At 41.7% G+C, this 15192-nt stretch carries 15 protein-coding genes and 1 pseudogene; 8 read left to right on the forward strand and 8 right to left on the reverse strand.

Annotated elements, in window-relative coordinates; all coding sequences use genetic code 11:
• Positions 1-280: 280 nt before the first annotated feature.
• The 4 genes from EKM81_RS10200 (at position 281) to EKM81_RS10215 (ending at position 3956) form a co-directional block, all read left to right on the forward strand.
• Complete coding sequence (locus EKM81_RS10200) at positions 281-1087, forward strand: tyrosine-protein phosphatase (protein WP_125651359.1); 807 nt, start codon at positions 281-283, stop codon at positions 1085-1087.
• A 78-nt stretch (positions 1088-1165) separates the two neighbouring features.
• Positions 1166-2098 (forward strand): alpha/beta hydrolase, encoded by a 933-nt coding sequence (locus tag EKM81_RS10205; RefSeq protein ID WP_125651362.1) that lies wholly within the window; start codon positions 1166-1168, stop codon positions 2096-2098.
• Between the two features lie 13 nt (positions 2099-2111).
• Positions 2112-2741 carry a glutathione S-transferase N-terminal domain-containing protein gene (locus EKM81_RS10210; RefSeq protein ID WP_125651363.1) on the forward strand — a complete coding sequence of 210 codons (630 nt, stop codon included), beginning with the start codon at positions 2112-2114 and terminating at the stop codon, positions 2739-2741.
• 318 nt (positions 2742-3059) lie between these two features.
• Entirely contained in the window at positions 3060-3956 is an 897-nt protein-coding gene (locus EKM81_RS10215) for a helix-turn-helix transcriptional regulator (RefSeq protein ID WP_125651365.1), read from the forward strand.
• Between the two features lie 259 nt (positions 3957-4215).
• Here EKM81_RS10215 and EKM81_RS10220 read toward each other — a convergent pair whose 3' ends face one another.
• The 4 genes from EKM81_RS10220 to EKM81_RS10235 form a co-directional block, all read right to left on the reverse strand.
• On the reverse strand, positions 4216-5088 hold the full coding sequence (locus tag EKM81_RS10220) for an NAD(P)H-binding protein (protein WP_125651382.1): 873 nt from the start codon (positions 5086-5088) through the stop codon (positions 4216-4218).
• Between the two features lie 68 nt (positions 5089-5156).
• Positions 5157-6683, reverse strand: a complete 1527-nt coding sequence (locus tag EKM81_RS10225) for an ABC transporter permease/substrate-binding protein (protein WP_125651366.1) — start codon at positions 6681-6683, stop codon at positions 5157-5159.
• Positions 6676-7626, reverse strand: coding sequence for an ABC transporter ATP-binding protein (locus EKM81_RS10230; RefSeq protein WP_125651368.1), 951 nt, complete (start codon positions 7624-7626; stop codon positions 6676-6678). The genes EKM81_RS10225 and EKM81_RS10230 overlap by 8 nt, the downstream gene beginning before the upstream one ends.
• Positions 7627-7663: 37 nt before the next feature.
• Positions 7664-8098: an Rrf2 family transcriptional regulator gene (locus EKM81_RS10235; protein ID WP_125651370.1), complete on the reverse strand. Its 435-nt coding sequence runs from the start codon at positions 8096-8098 to the stop codon at positions 7664-7666.
• Between the two features lie 427 nt (positions 8099-8525).
• Here EKM81_RS10235 and EKM81_RS10240 point away from each other — a divergent pair, with 427 nt between their 5' ends.
• The 4 genes from EKM81_RS10240 to EKM81_RS10255 all read left to right on the forward strand — a co-directional run bounded on the left by EKM81_RS10240 (position 8526) and on the right by EKM81_RS10255 (position 11357).
• Positions 8526-9506 carry a DUF1002 domain-containing protein gene (locus EKM81_RS10240; RefSeq protein WP_164509297.1) on the forward strand — a complete coding sequence of 327 codons (981 nt, stop codon included), beginning with the start codon at positions 8526-8528 and terminating at the stop codon, positions 9504-9506.
• Positions 9507-9595: 89 nt separating this feature from the next.
• Entirely contained in the window at positions 9596-10129 is a 534-nt protein-coding gene (locus EKM81_RS10245) for a VanZ family protein (protein WP_125651372.1), read from the forward strand.
• Between the two features lie 292 nt (positions 10130-10421).
• Entirely contained in the window at positions 10422-10643 is a 222-nt protein-coding gene (locus EKM81_RS10250; protein ID WP_125651374.1) for a heavy-metal-associated domain-containing protein, read from the forward strand.
• 48 nt (positions 10644-10691) lie between these two features.
• On the forward strand, positions 10692-11357 hold the full coding sequence (locus EKM81_RS10255; RefSeq protein WP_125651376.1) for a Crp/Fnr family transcriptional regulator: 666 nt from the start codon (positions 10692-10694) through the stop codon (positions 11355-11357).
• 184 nt (positions 11358-11541) lie between these two features.
• Here EKM81_RS10255 and EKM81_RS10260 read toward each other — a convergent pair whose 3' ends face one another.
• The 4 genes and pseudogenes from EKM81_RS10260 to EKM81_RS10275 form a co-directional block, all read right to left on the reverse strand.
• A complete protein-coding gene (locus EKM81_RS10260) occupies positions 11542-12729 on the reverse strand; it encodes a spr1629 family repressor/antitoxin (protein ID WP_125651378.1) in 1188 nt (395 codons plus the stop codon).
• Positions 12730-12747: 18 nt separating this feature from the next.
• Entirely contained in the window at positions 12748-13518 is a 771-nt protein-coding gene (locus EKM81_RS10265) for a spr1630 family ClpXP-sensitive toxin (protein WP_125651380.1), read from the reverse strand.
• A gap of 116 nt (positions 13519-13634) precedes the next feature.
• Positions 13635-14558, reverse strand: coding sequence for an IS30 family transposase (locus tag EKM81_RS10270; protein ID WP_004271307.1), 924 nt, complete (start codon positions 14556-14558; stop codon positions 13635-13637).
• 100 nt (positions 14559-14658) lie between these two features.
• Positions 14659-14742 (reverse strand): annotated as a pseudogene (locus tag EKM81_RS10275) (HD domain-containing protein); the annotation flags it as partial.
• Positions 14743-15192 lie beyond the last annotated feature (450 nt).

Genomic DNA, 15192 nt, shown 5'->3' on the forward strand with positions numbered 1-15192 from the left:
AGGATAATTTCAAATAATTGCTTGAGCTGCGCCAGCAGATCGAGTGATTATTTAAATTAGCCATAGCCATTTGGCACCCCGAACACGTTTTAGCAGAGTGTGAGGAGCTGCGGGAGCGCGCGTAGGCTAACTTCAACTATTTTGATGAGCGGTGCCAACCGATCATTGAAATAGTTAAGTTAACCATACACGCTGCAACCCCGAACACATTTCAATTCCCAACTATGTCTAATAGCATAGCACTTCTATTACATAACGAATAAAAAATGAAGGTGAATTTATGACTCCAACAAATCAAGAACATGCCACGCCACAACGCGTTATCCCTTTAACCGGAACAGTTAATTTTCGCGATTTAGGTGGCTATCAAACAAGCAGTGGTAAAAGTGTGCAATGGCGGAAAATCTACCGTGCCGCCTCACTAGGCGGTTTAACCTCTGACGATTGTGTGCTCCTTAGCGATTTGGCAATTCACTGGGACATTGATTTACGGTCACCATCAGAGCAAAGTTCTTACCCAGATCAGCAATGGCCTGATGCTCAGGTCGTTTTAAATCCCGTTTATCCAACGACCAACTTTGACCGTATCGTTAATTATCATGGCATCCAACGACTATTAAAAGGCCGTCATCGGCAGCCAAAACTGGCCGATCCAGTGGCGCAGATTTATCAAAATGTTATTTTGAACCCCCACAGTCAGGCAGCTTTTGCTAAAACGTTCTCAGTTTTGCTAGGTCAAAAGGAGTCCGAGGCAACCGTCTTTCATTGTGCTGCTGGCAAAGACCGGACCGGAATGACTGCCGCCTTGATTCTTGCGGCACTAGGTGTTCCCGATGACACAATTATTGAGGATTATTTACTCACTAATGATTTGTACGATTTTCCCAACGGACAGACTGCCCTGACTAATGACGCCGTACAAGCAGCTGTGGCCAAAATGAATACCAAAACTGGCGAAGCCTTGTACATCCAAGGTGCCTTGCAAACGGTCAACATTGGTTATGGTGGAATTGAGAATTATTGGCGCGAAGCCTTGAAATTAACACCTGCAGATTTGACCACTTTTCGGCAAAAATTCCTGAATTAAAGTTGAGCCAAATATTTGCTCGCTTTTAAGGGCTTCAGTTAGGATGAATGTAGTAATACTTCCAGTGAGGTGAATAAAATGAATTGGAAAAAAGTTGCTCAAATCGGTCTACCCAGCGCTGCTTTTATCGGCATGGGTGTTGTTACTACCAAGTTATATCGTTATGGCTTCGGTCGCTTAGAGGAAAAGCCAACCGACCAAACTGATAACAGCCACTACCATGACCTTTATCAGCGCGCCCATGAATGGCTGGCTGATCAACCAACTGAGGATTGGTGGCTTTATGATAACGATCCTAAGAATCGGATTCACGCACTCTACATTCCCCATCCCCAACCCACTCAAAAAGTTGTTATCATTGCTCACGGTTACCATGGCAGTGCGCCAACAATGGCCGCTTTTGCGAAAATGTATCAAGATTTAGGTTACAACGTATTAATGCCTGATAATCGCGGTCATGGTGAAAGTTCCGGCAACTGGGTTAATTTTGGCGGTCTCGATCGGCTTGATTATCGGGATTGGTGTTTAGACTTAGTCGATTATTTAGGCAACGACTGCGAAATCGTGCTGTTTGGTGTCAGTATGGGCGGCGCGATTGTCATGATGATGAGTGGTGAAGACCTACCACCACAAGTCAAGGGCATTATTGAAGACTGTGGCTACAGTTCTCTGCCAGCACAATTAGCTTACCGCGCTAAAGTCGAATTTCACTTACCAAAATTCCCAGTTTTACCAATTGTCAATCTCGTTAATCATTTTGTCCTAGGTTTTAATATCGATGATGTTGATTCACTGGCTGCCCTTGAAAAAAATACGCGGCCAATCTTCTTCATCCATGGCGAGTCTGACAGTTACGTCCCCACGACTATGTGTTTAGAAAATTATCGGGCCACCACCGCGCCCAAAGAACTCTGGCTAGTACCCAAAGCCGATCATGCTGAATCCTTCCCGATCGACCCTGTCGCTTATCAACATCAAGTGGCTTGGTTCCTGGAGAAGTACGACTTATAAGGAGGCCATGGTTATGAAGCTTTTCTACGCCGCTGGTGCTAGTTCGCTGGCACCACACATTCTTTTAGAAGAAATTGGTCAAGTCTATCAACTGGAGCGTGTTAATTTAGACACCAAAACTTGGGCTGGTGGTGATTACAACCAAGTAAATCCCAACTCATATGTGCCCGCCTTGGAAACCGACGATGGCCACTTAATCACTGAATGTGCTGTGATTTTAGAATATTTAGGACTGCGCAACCCCACTAATAACTTGATTGCACTTTATGATTCTGATGATTATTGGCAGAAAAGAATGTACTTAAACTACATTGCCACCGAACTTCATAAAAATTTTATTTCACCATTTCGGCGGGGAAATTGGTTGCCTGATACGAAACATTCGAAGGAACTGATTTACAGTCGCGTGTTCCCGCGCTTGCGATATCTTAATCAGATTTTGCTTACTGAAGATTACCTAGTCAACAATCAGTTTTCAGCACCAGATGCTTATTTATTCGTAATGACCGGCTGGTTGCAGCGCTTAGCACTTAGCTTCAAAGATTTAGCTGGCTTAGCAAAATTCGACCAACGAATGCGACAACGACCAGCCGTACAACGTGTTTTAGCACAAGAGGGTCAACCTCATAGCTTACAAGAATAACCAACAATGACAAAATCCGAAATCATTAGGCCTGATGAGCTTTTAAAGCACCTTGATTTTGCTTAGTGTTCTGACCCCTAGTCGTGAAAAAGTGGTGCAGTCGTAAGTCATTTAAACAAAATAAGGCTGAACTTTGGTTGCTGAAACGTGTTCTCGATAGGCAATTAGTTCCGCTTCACGCAAAAATGTCGAGCAATTCTAACGAATTGTTCGACATTTTTTGTTAATGCTCAGCTGCTAATCGCCGCTTATCACAATCTGAGCTTTGCTTCTGCTATACTAAAAGAAAAGTGACTTTTTTCGACTTCGAGGTATAATATGTCAAATTTATCATTTTCCCTGACTCAACCCGTTCACTATTTACAAAGCGGCCAATTTACAGCTGAATTAGGTTGGCGTCATCACGAAATGACGCATCAACAAGATACCGAGTTAATCATTGGACTTAGTGGTCAAGTCCACCTTCAAATCGGTGCAGAAACTTTCCATGTTGGCGCTGGCGATCTGCTAACCGTTTTTCCTTTCGAGACCATTACTGGTGCCCAACCAACTGTTGAAAAAAGTAGTTTTATTTGGTGTCACTTTATTCAGGCCGGTACTTGGCAACTTAGTTCAGCAGCTACAAGTGATCTGACCCAAATCAGTTTGCCACGTTTTTATCATCTGAATGACTTTTCTCAGACCGTTATAGCGGCGCAACAGTTATTAGACCTTGCCCATAACACCGCGGTTCGCCCTTTAACTAGTGACTATCAAACTTCCTTGTTGATTCTGACTTTGGCTGATGCTGTCCATAATCAACGCATTCAGGCCACTACTCATCAAACTTCAATCAATGAAATCAAAGAGTGGTTACGTATTAATTTAGCTCAGCACCAAAGTCTACAAGAAATCGCCGATCAATTTTTCATGAATCCTGATTACCTCAATCGGATTTTTAAACGTGAAACTGGCATGACCATTGCCGCCTACACGAACAAGCTGCGACTCGATTACGCCAAGCTATTATTACTTTCAACGAAGGATTCGATCAAAACAATCAGTACTACTGCCTTTTTCAGTGACGTTAAATACTTCGAGCGCCTTTTCAAAAAGAAAAATCACCTTACCCCGAATCAATATCGGCAAGCTTACACGCATACCTTCTTAAATAACAACCAAGTTGACCCGGGTGTGAATCTCAGCGACCAAGTACAACATTTAGAGCAGCAATAACTAAGCCCTGCTGTGCCAGCAACTACGCTCTAATTTAAGGCATGCCTCGCGCGTGGTGCTAATATAACAAGAGCGTCGGGGACCTAAGTTATTTTATCAAAAATAAACCGAACTTTAACTGACGAAACGGGTTCTCAAAAGGCAACCGGTTCCGCTTAACGCCAAAATATCAATCAATTCTAACGAATTGGTCGATATTTTACGTTAATATTCACCGGTTAACCGCCTTTTGGCACACGCTGTAAAACGCTGGTACAATTTACTTAGTAGTTGTGGTATGAACCTTTTTTGTCAAAAAATCGGCCATTGTTTCCGGCGCTTGGCCGGTAATTTTTTCAAAATCGGTGGTGACTTGATCTAATAAGCCCAACGCACCTGCTTGATACATTGAAGCTAACTCTTGACCATCACCTTCAGCAGCATAAATTTGGCCAAACTCGGCAACACTCACTGGTTGATAACCGATTTGCTGACCAGTCACCTTGGTCATTAGGCGCCCTAACGCTGGCATCTGCCAAGCCTGTTGCTGAGTCAACGTGTAAATCTGACCATGATCACGTAAGTTGGCTTGTGCTGCCACTGTGGCAATTGCTAAAGCACTATCCTGTTGCGTAATGAAAGCCAGCGCTTGATCACCGACTGGATAGATCAAGGCGTGACGTTGAATTAATTCCGGTAAATAAGGAATTAACGGATCAGCATACAAAGCATTTTTAAGTACCGCAAATTGTAAACCAGCAGCAGCCAACCGTCGTGGCGCATAACCATAATATGGCGACATCACAAAAGGATTATTTTCCTGATCAGCGTAGAAACTGACAAAAACGATTTGTGAGACTGCCGCATTCTTCATCGCCGTCAAAACATTTTCTAACTCAGTTACTCGTTGTAATAAATCATAAGTTTTGCTGGGGATATAAACCAACACATCAATCTTTTGTAAAGCAGCAGTCATCTTAGCAACGTCCAAATAATCGATAGCAGCTAAACTGACGCCCTTTTCTTGTAGAAATTTAGCCTTGGCGGGCGTGTGCACACCCGCCACAACTTGGTCTGCACCAACTTGGGCAATTAAGTCTTGAATAACTTCACGACCTAGATGGCCGGTAGCACCGGTAACTAAATATGTTATTAAAATCACACTTTCTTGATAAAATACTGCTAGCTTCATTACTAAAACTAGCCGGAAATACACTTGACCTACTTTTTCAATAATCCTTTAGCAACTAAAAATTTATGCGCAACGACTGAAGCTTTCTTGTGTTGCACCGTAACTTGGTAGTTCAAATTCTGCATTTCGCTAGTAGTGATCTGATCTGCCAATTTATTCAGACTTTTAACAATTGCTGGATGTGCTTTGGCAAAACTGGTCAGCATCAGCGGCGCCCCTTGATAAGGTGGGAAGAAATTAAGGTCGTCCTCAAGTAAAACCAAATTATATCCTTTGATTTCAGGATCTGTAGTATAACCGTCAGTAACTTGTAATTTCCCATTTGCCAGGGCTTGATAGCGTAGCGATGGTTCCATGGTACGTACAGAATTAAACTTCAAACCATACTTTTTTTGGAGGCCAGGATAGCCATCCGCTTGCTGATAAAAGTCAGGATCAAAACCAGCTGATAATTCCGGATGAGCAACCAAATCAGAAATTGTTTGCAACTGATATTTGTCAGCTGTAGGCTTCTGAACCGTGAGTCCATAACCATTTTGATACTTCATTGGTGGCAATAAAGTCATCTGAAATTGCTTGGCAATATCTTTTTTAGCAGTTTGATAGGCTATTTGCGGATGATGACTAACACCACTTGGTTCCTTCACCAGTGACTGCAAAATCGTGCCAGTAAATTCTGGATAGATATCAATTTGCTTGCTTTGCAAAGCTTTAAATAAGAAACTAGTGCCACCAAAATTCCGCTTCAAGTTCACCTGAATGTTAGGATTATCGGCTTCAATTAAATCACGATACATATTGATCAGCAGCTCAGGTTCGCCACCCATTTTACCGGCAATCGTAATTGTTTCAGTCTTGGGTGTTGCCAGACTGCGAACACCATAACCGCCAGCAATTAACACTGCTAGCGTCGCCACACCAATTCCCAATTTTTTAAAGGAAACGTGCGATAGTAATTTAATTAACCAGCTAGCAACTAAGGCTAGAATTGCTGCTAAAATCGCCCCGACTAACAAAGCGGCATTATTATTACTCTGAATTCCCAGTAAGATATAGGTCCCTAAACCACCGCCACCAATTAAGGCTGCCAAAGTGGCAGTGCCAATGATCATTACTACTGCAATCCGAATACCAGAAAGGATCATCGGCATGGCTAACGGAATTTGAATTCGAAAAAGTTTATAGCGCTTAGAAATACCTAGCGCGTCAGCAGCTTCCATTAGAACGGGATCAATATTCGTCAAACCGGCATAAGTATTTTGGAAAATCGGCATAATCGCATATAAAACTAGGGCAATAATTGCTGGCACTGTCCCAATGCCGACAATTGGAATTAATAAACCTAGAATCGCTAAACTAGGAATTGTCTGAATCATGCTAGCCACTTGGAGGACAAATTCTCCGGCTCGGCGGTGATTCATCAGTATGATTGCCAAAGGAATCGCAATTAAAATCGTGATAATAGCCGCTAATAATGAAATTTCAATATGTTGTCCTAGCGAGCGAATAATATCATTCTGATTGGCAACGACATATTGCCAGACTGATTTAAGCACGTTGCTCGCCTCCTTGATTCAAGCTAGCCATGTAGTCCACTAAATCTTGTGGTGTTAACAAAAAGCCGGCCACCTGAATTTTTTGCTGGGGCTGTTGTTGTAATAACTGGGCCCATTGATAAATGGTGTCACTATTTTTGAATTGGGGTAGATCATTGTCACTATTTTCAGTTAACTGCTGACCAAAACCAGCGGCAAGCACGCGTTGTAAATATTGCGTTTGTTGCACATCTGCAAAGAATTCACGGACAAAATCGTTAGCTGGTGCTGCCAAAATCTCTGCCGGTGTGCCCAGCTGCTGTAATTCACCATCGTAAATCACGGCTAACCGATCTGCTAAATGAAGGGCCTCACGCATATCATGAGTTACAAAAACAAACGTCGTCGCTAGTTCACGATGTAATTGCAAAATTAGCGCTTGTAACTGTCGCTTTGATAGTGGATCTAAAGCACTAAAGGGCTCATCCATTAAAATCAACTTCGGATTAGCCGCCAGTGCACGAGCAATCCCGACACGTTGTGATTCACCACCAGATAATTCACTAGGCATTCGTTTTAAAAACAAATCTGGTGCTAAGCCCATCCGCGTTAAAAGTTCAACAATTCGTTCATGGCGCTTCTCTGCCGGCCAACCTAAAGCTTCCAATTGAATACCAGCGTTTTGTTCCACAGTCATATTGGGAAATAAAGCCCCAGTTTGAAGAACATAACCCGTATGCCGCCGTAAATTTTCTAAATCGATTTGGGCAACATCTGCTTGATCAATTAAAATCTGACCCGACGTTGGGATCACCAAACGATTGATCATCTTTAATAAAGTTGTTTTGCCACTACCAGAAGGCCCCACCAAAACAAATAGTTCCCCATCACCAATGGTTAAACTAAGATGTTTCAGCGCATCTTCTTGGCCATATTCTTTTGTCACCTGTTTAAACTCAATCATTTTCTAACCCCCAGTTTTTCCTACTTGGTCATTATTGCTAGTGCGATTTCTGGGACTGTCGTCGCAAAATATCTGCCACAATCGCCTGTAAAGTGACTGTCGCCATTTTAGCCTCAGCTGCTTGCTGAACTTCATCATAAACCACATTCAAAGTTGCCTGAATATTGGCGCCAACAGTGCACAATGGATTGGTTTTTTGATCGACATGTAATAACACTTGATTATCCTCAATACTACGATAAATATCCAGTAAAGTAATCTCAGCTGCCGGACGACCTAATTTGGGCGCCACTAATCCCGGACGGCTGATCAATAAACCACTTTTACTGAGACGCGCCATCAAGCGCCGGACCATGCTAGGATTGGACTCAATACTAGCTGCAATCGCGCCACTAGACAAGTCACCACCCTGATAAATCAGAATAAACGCCAAAATATGGACCGCATCACTTAACCGATGAGAATACTTCATGATCAATCTCGTCCCTTCACTGAAAACTCGTTGTTACTTTAAGATTAACTTGTTAATTATATTGTAACACCCGTGTCAAGAAAGAATAGCGCCTTTAGTTAAAAAACAACCGCCAGCGCCTGACTTGATTCATTAGCTGTATTAAGCAAACCTTGTTATATCATAGATATAGAAAGAAGCGATTGTACGATAACAATCGCGCCACATGGCACCGTTATTTACGGTGGCCAGTTGTTTTAATGGGAAACCGCTAACCGGTCTCAGTCCAAAGCCCGATTTTTCTTAAGCAGAGGTTAAGCTCCATCTTTTAGCAGGTTCGGCTGTAACAGATTTGTTATAATAGAAATTGTTCAAGTGGCCGAACTTTAGCGCCACATTGCAATTAATCCGGGAGCGATTCCCAATCATAACAAATGAGGTATTTATTATGCGGATGTTAACGAAAAAAATCATCACGATCACAGCAATTTTATTAGGAGCTTTGGGACTCAGTCAATTAGCTACCCAAACAGTCAAGGCCGACACCACTTGGGACCAGCCGGTGCTCACTCTAGGCACATCCCTAACTGACAGCCAAAAACAAGGCACAATTAGTACGTTAACCGCCAAATTAAATGGCGCCAGCTACAAAACGATTACCATTGATGGCAGTACTTTAGTTAAATATTTAAATCCCTCTGGCTCGACTTTTACCACCAGCTCTGGCGTTTGGTCTAGTGCGCTGATTCAAAAAACAGCTTCTGGTTCTGGCATCAACGTCGAAATTCTCAATTACAATGGCAGTAACAATATCACCACAATTACCGCCGACCAATATAAAAACGCAGCGCTAACTGCTGGTGTTACTGATGCCAATATTTACGTCACTTCAGCTACACCAATTGATGGTTCTGGCGCCTTAGCCGGTGTTTACGCTGCTTACGCTGAGAATGGCAATGCTCTGAATCAGAAACAAGTCTCGGCCGCCCAAGAAGAAATGTCGACTTTAAGTGGTATCAGTGACGCCAATAAAAATAAAGATGGTTACAGTGATGCCCAATTAAACAACGCCGTAGCCAATGCCAAAAAAGAAATGGCTGAAAAAGGTAGCAACATCTCCGTCGGTGGTATTACCACCATCGTCAACAATCAATTAACCAACAATGGCATTCAAAATGTCATCACCAATAATCAGAAACAACAAATCATTAATTTATTAGTGACAATTCGTGATTCTGGCGCGCTTAACTCTGACAGTTTCAAAGAACAAGCATCTAAAATTGCTAACAATATTAAAACCAATGCACAAGGTATTTTCGATAAATTAAACACCCAAGAAAACCGCAACACCTTACAGAAAATCGGTGATGCTTTAGGCAATTTCTTCAAGAGTTTATTCGACACAGTTAGCAGCTGGTTTAACAAATAAGTTACTCGAAATTCGATTTCATTTTACAGGGAAGGTAAGTCACAACTGTGGCCTGCCTTTTTCTGTACCTTAAAAGGAGGTCCCCACTAATGCTGGCATTAAATAATGGCCAAACAATTCCCGTCCAACAAATTTCAGCCTGGCATTTATTGCCCCTGGCTGTTTTCACCTGCTATCTCAGCTGGCAATTTCTCCAGCGCAACCACGCTAGCCGCGAACGAATTATGATAACCACGGCCGCCATCAGCTATCTATTTATTCTGGTGGCATTCACCCAATTTCCCCTGAACCAACTCCAAGGCCCGCGCCCCCAATTCTGGGGCCAACAAAGCGGCATGATCACGCTCAATCCCCTACGCACCTTCAGCTACGGTAACTACCAAATCGGCGGCAACCTAATCATGCTGGCACCACTGTCCTTCTTCTACGCCTACTTCACGGAAAAAGGGCAGTCCTGGTGGGCCAATGCTAAATTTTGTTGCTTAATTTCAGTCACGATTGAATGCAGCCAACTACTCCTCAACTATTTCTATTTAAGTAGCCGTTGCTTCGACACCGGCGACATCCTCGTCAATACCCTTGGCGCTACCTTGGGTTGGCTGGGCGATTGGCGTCAATGGTGAAATTATTCTTGCCGCTTCAGCGGTTAGAATAAGGCTTGTATCTGAGACCGTTCGCAGAAGGGGCTCAGATCAATGCCCACCATGTTCCACGCCCTCTTAATCACCCAGCCACCACCAATCCTAATTGGAGAAGTCTTGGCACCAATTTTAAAATCCACAAAACCACTGGTTCCTGCCACAGCTCTGAAAAAACCAAAATCGATTCAAAAACTTGATCTAGGTCAATTATTTTATTCTTGATTTAATGTAGACTACAATAGAAGTAAGAATTCTATTGAAAGTAGGCTGTCTCATGGAAAAATTAACGATTACATTAGAACCACTGGCATGTGAAGCATGCTTTGAAAAAATTCAAAACAAACTAGACGCCCAAGATGGTGTTGGCGAAGTTGCCGCACTCTTTGAAAAAAACGAGCTCGTCGTCCAACTGAACACGCTGGAAACCAGCGCTGATAAATTAATTACATTTGTCCAAGAGATGGGTTACAATATCGCCAAAACTAAGGTGGATTAAACAACACGACGTTATAAGCGATACTAACAAATAATTTGAGGTGAATTTATGTCTGATCATGTTTGTGCGGAAATCGTGCCGATTTTTACGCAGTTGAATCATCAGGAACTGGTTCAAGTTTCGGATTTGGTGGTCCATCATCATTTCGATAAAAATGAAGTTATCTTGGGGCCTGACAACGCCAACCAGTTGGTCATCGTCGCGCAAGGTGCCGCCAAAGTTTACCAGTTGGCGGCCAATGGCAAGGAGCAATTGTTGCGGGTGCTGGACGCCGGCGATTTCGAGGGCGAGAAAAATCTGTTCACCGTCGCCAACCAAGACCTTTACGTAGAAACCTTGAAGAACTCCACAGTCTGCACCCTAAGCGCCCAAGACTTCCAACCACTTTTGGAAAAATACCCCAGCATTGCCTGGAAATTATTGCAGAGCAACGCTACTAAAATTGCCTCGTTGGAAAAGCAAAATGAGTTACTCAATCACGACTTGATTGAACAGCGTTTGGCCACTTACCTGCTAGACTTATCTAAAGTTAAGGGTACAACAACCTTCGATTTGCCAATGAAATTAAAAGAACTAGCCAGTTTTCTCGGCACTACGCCGGAAACAATTTCTCGCAAGTTTAAACAATTTGAACAACAACAATTAATTAAAAAAAATAAAAAGGCCATCACTTTAGCGCAAGTTGAGAAACTCACTGAAGTTAGGGATAGCTAGTGTTAAAAAAAGAGGCTGTGATAAAAGTCTATTTTCAAAAATAAAACGAACTTTAGCTGCTGAAACGTGTTCTCAAAAGGCAACTGGCTCCGCTTAACGACAAAATCCCGAGCAATTCTTACGAATTGTTCGGGATTTTACGTTAATGCTCACCGGCTGATCGCCTTTTGTCACACGCTGTTTTTTATTCAGATAGTGGTTTCTGTCGAAAGCTGTCTAGGTCAATTACCGCTTGACTGAAATAATCTTGTTGTGGCTTTAAATACTGATCAAAGAAATGCTCATCGAGATTAAAAAGCTGGCTGAGAAATTCTGGCAAAATATTAAAGTTACCAAGTAAATCAGCAAGCTGAATGACCTGATGATCCAAAACAAATTTAAAGAGTGAGCGAATTTTACCAGGCTTGATTGGCGGGATCTCATCATCCAAAGGCTCATTTACTTTGTAATCTTTCTTCGTTAGTTGCCCCCAGAAATAGCGATTCTCCTGATAAGACATTAAGCCTAAACCATACGCACGCATCTCCAAGGCCGTCAGAGAAACCAAATATTTCCGTTTCAGATCAATATAAAAATCAGGATTTGATTTCCGCCGCAGCTTCTGAAAATCCACCTTAAAATTTGCTTCTGGTAGCAGAAAGGCCGAAGCAAATAAATGGGCTTCTTTTTCAATTGCCTTTAACTCAGCAGGTGTCAAAATTGACATATCTACGGTGCGATGCAACAAAAAATGGCCAAGTTCATGAGCAATATCGAAATTACGGCGAACGGCACTTTTCTTAAATGTTCCTAAAACAATATAAGGTCGCTGCGCTTTCGTGATAGTGCTATAAGCATCTATTTGCATCCCCAGATTTTTCTCCAGAATATAAATACCACTCTTCTCTAGGACATACATTAAATCACGATTATGCTGCAACCCCAACTCAGCTCGCGCATAAGCAGCTACCTGTTGAATCAAAGCCGAACGCGATTGATTGCTATTATTCAAAATCAGCTGACAAGCCTGAATCAGCTGATTAATTTTTGCTTCGGGAATAATCAAATTCTGTTCTAAATATCTAATGTAGTAATCAATATAATTCAGATAGGTAACTTCTAATTTGGTTTTCTTGCGAGACTCGCGATCTGTAGTTCGATAAGCAACACGTTCTTCACTGACCTCACTAGCTAGATAATTGCGGGTAAAAAAATATTTGGTTTCAACATTAAAAATAGTCCGTAATTGATTCATAACCTCAATTTTTGGTAATGTCGCATCATTTTCATATTGCCAGACCGCCTGTTCGGTAACATTTAATCGAGTGGCAAGGTCTTTTCTAGAGAGACCATTCAGTTCCCTTAAACTACTCAGTTTCTCTCCGTAAAACATTTCATCACATCTTTCTGACTATTTAACCGCTTGGTCCGAATCTGCAGGCTTATTAGTCGCTACACCATAACCAAATGATTCAGTATCACCACTATAAACACTATCCGGTACTTGTTCATTTTTCACTGGTGCAAGCTCGTTATCATTAATTGAAACCTTACTGCTACTAATAAATGGTGTTAAATCTGCGACTTCAATTAACTTCATTTCGTGTTGATTAGGTAAAGTTAAGGCAATTTTGCTAATCATCTTCGAATCTGAATCAAATTCATAAGTAACTACATAAAAACGATCATAACCCTCAGGTGCCTTAAGAGCAACATTATTCTGAATAGCATCAAGTTCAGGAATGCTTAACTCTAATTGAATAATCCCCTTTGAATCGCTAGTTGATAGGGCCTGATCTCCAAGTAAATGATTATTAATTGCAGCGTATTCAGTCAAATAATTCTGACGACTTGCAGTTTGCTCTTGGTAAGTAAAGGCTCGCTTAATACCACCACTATTTTTAATCATCAATAGGTATTTTTCATTGGATGATTTAATTGTAAATTGGATATACTCCCAAGTATAACCTGCTTTTTCGATTGTGCTTTCAATCTCGTCATACTGTGCACATTCTGCATTAACAAAAGAATCGATATGATTTCCCTTGGTCCAAGCATAAGCAGCACTAACCTTTAACCTTTTCTGCATTTCGGCGCGCACAGCTAAATAATCTTTATACCCCTTAATAATACCATCAACAATTGACCGATCTAATTCTATTGGAAAATCGAATTTACTCAAAACAATTCGCCTCACTTTTGTCATGTTAAGTTGATTATACTATATAAGTTAAAACAAAAGCGCAAATAATGATATTTTTTTAAAGTGGCAGATTGCAAGAAATAACTTGAACGAATTTAATGACGTAAATTAAGCAAGAAGATCTCGATTGGTGTATGCCAATTAAGACATTTAAGTGGCCGTGAATTCAAATACCAATTAATTTGAACCAATTGGTGATCACTTAGTTCTTCAATGGCTTGGCCTTTGGGAATAAAGCGCCGCAAAACTCGGTTACGGTTCTCATTACTGCCTCTTTCATGCGGTGAATAGGCATGGGCAAAATAAACCTGTGTACCAGTTCGCCGTTCAATTGTCTGATAGTTAGCGAACTCTTTACCATGATCTACGGTAAGCGTCTTGAGCTTGTCTTGAAGTTGACTAGCTAGTTCAAGTACGGCTTGAGTCATGGACTGACTGTCGCGACCATGGAGCCGTTTAACAATTGTCAGGCGACTCTTACGCTCCACAAAAGTAGCTACAGCTTGACCTTTACGTTTACCAGAAAGTACGGTATCAGCTTCAAAGTGGCCGAATTCCTGGCGAGTTTCGACTTTATGAGGCCGCTCCTCAATGGAGCGGCCGTGATTGAACGTACCACGCTTTTCTTTAGCACGATGACGACGAATTCCATGATCAGGCAAATCGGGCAACTGTATATCAAGCCATCCTTGATCAATCCAGTTATAGACCGTCTTGTAGGCAATCCCCACCACATGGGCAACTTGTTCAGGGGACCACTTCTGGACTTGAATCTTTTCCTCGATCAAGTGTTTAAGGTTTTTAGTGAGCGAAGACTTCCGCCCCCGTTGACTAACCTTTCGTTCAAAGTCAGTTTGCGCTAGCCCAGCCTGGTACTCACTATTTAGCCGGTGAAGTTCGTTAAAGATGGTGGTCTTACTAAAGCCTAAGTAGTTAGCGATGTATCGCAAGGAACGTCCTTCATTATGAAGCGTTTCAATGACAACACGGTTCTGGAATGATAAAATAGTGGTGCTCATCAAGGTCCTTCTTTCTAATGGATTGTGTGGTAACACCATTAAAGACCTTGATGGGTTTTTCTGCCCACTTAAATGTTCAACTTAAATTTTACAATCTGCCAAAATCTTCTATATATTTTTTTTGAGCTAGCTTAGCCACTCTTTGGGCATGAAGAAAATCATGCCCAGTTGGATCAAAGGCCATATTTTCTTTAGAAAATGATTTTATATACTATATTTAATCTATTTCGTTTAGTATCCTTTACTATATATAATAAGGAGGCCTCTAATGCTAGTTTTTCTGTCAACATCATTCATACCATCCAATGATAAGATGTGGTCACGAGTTGGCATAAATAAAAATCAACAATTCCCGCCATTGGCAATAGATTTAGGATGACGTTCCCTTAATTTTGAATGGTGTCCATGGTCTTAGTTAAATTTTTCTTGTTTCTGCCCAATTGATTCAATTCAGTAACTATGACAACACCACCTTAACAAATCATAATTTGGATAATAGTATGTTCCATTTGAAAGCTAAGCCTTATAATTAGCATAGGGTTAATAGCTCTAATCAAAGTAATCATCCACCCGCATAGCGGGTGGCTTTTTATTAGCCCTAGAAGGGCTTGCCACACGCAAAAAGCCCCTTAAA

The organism is Lapidilactobacillus gannanensis (assembly GCF_003946675.1).
GTDB classification, from domain to species: Bacteria; Bacillota; Bacilli; order Lactobacillales; family Lactobacillaceae; genus Lapidilactobacillus; species Lapidilactobacillus gannanensis.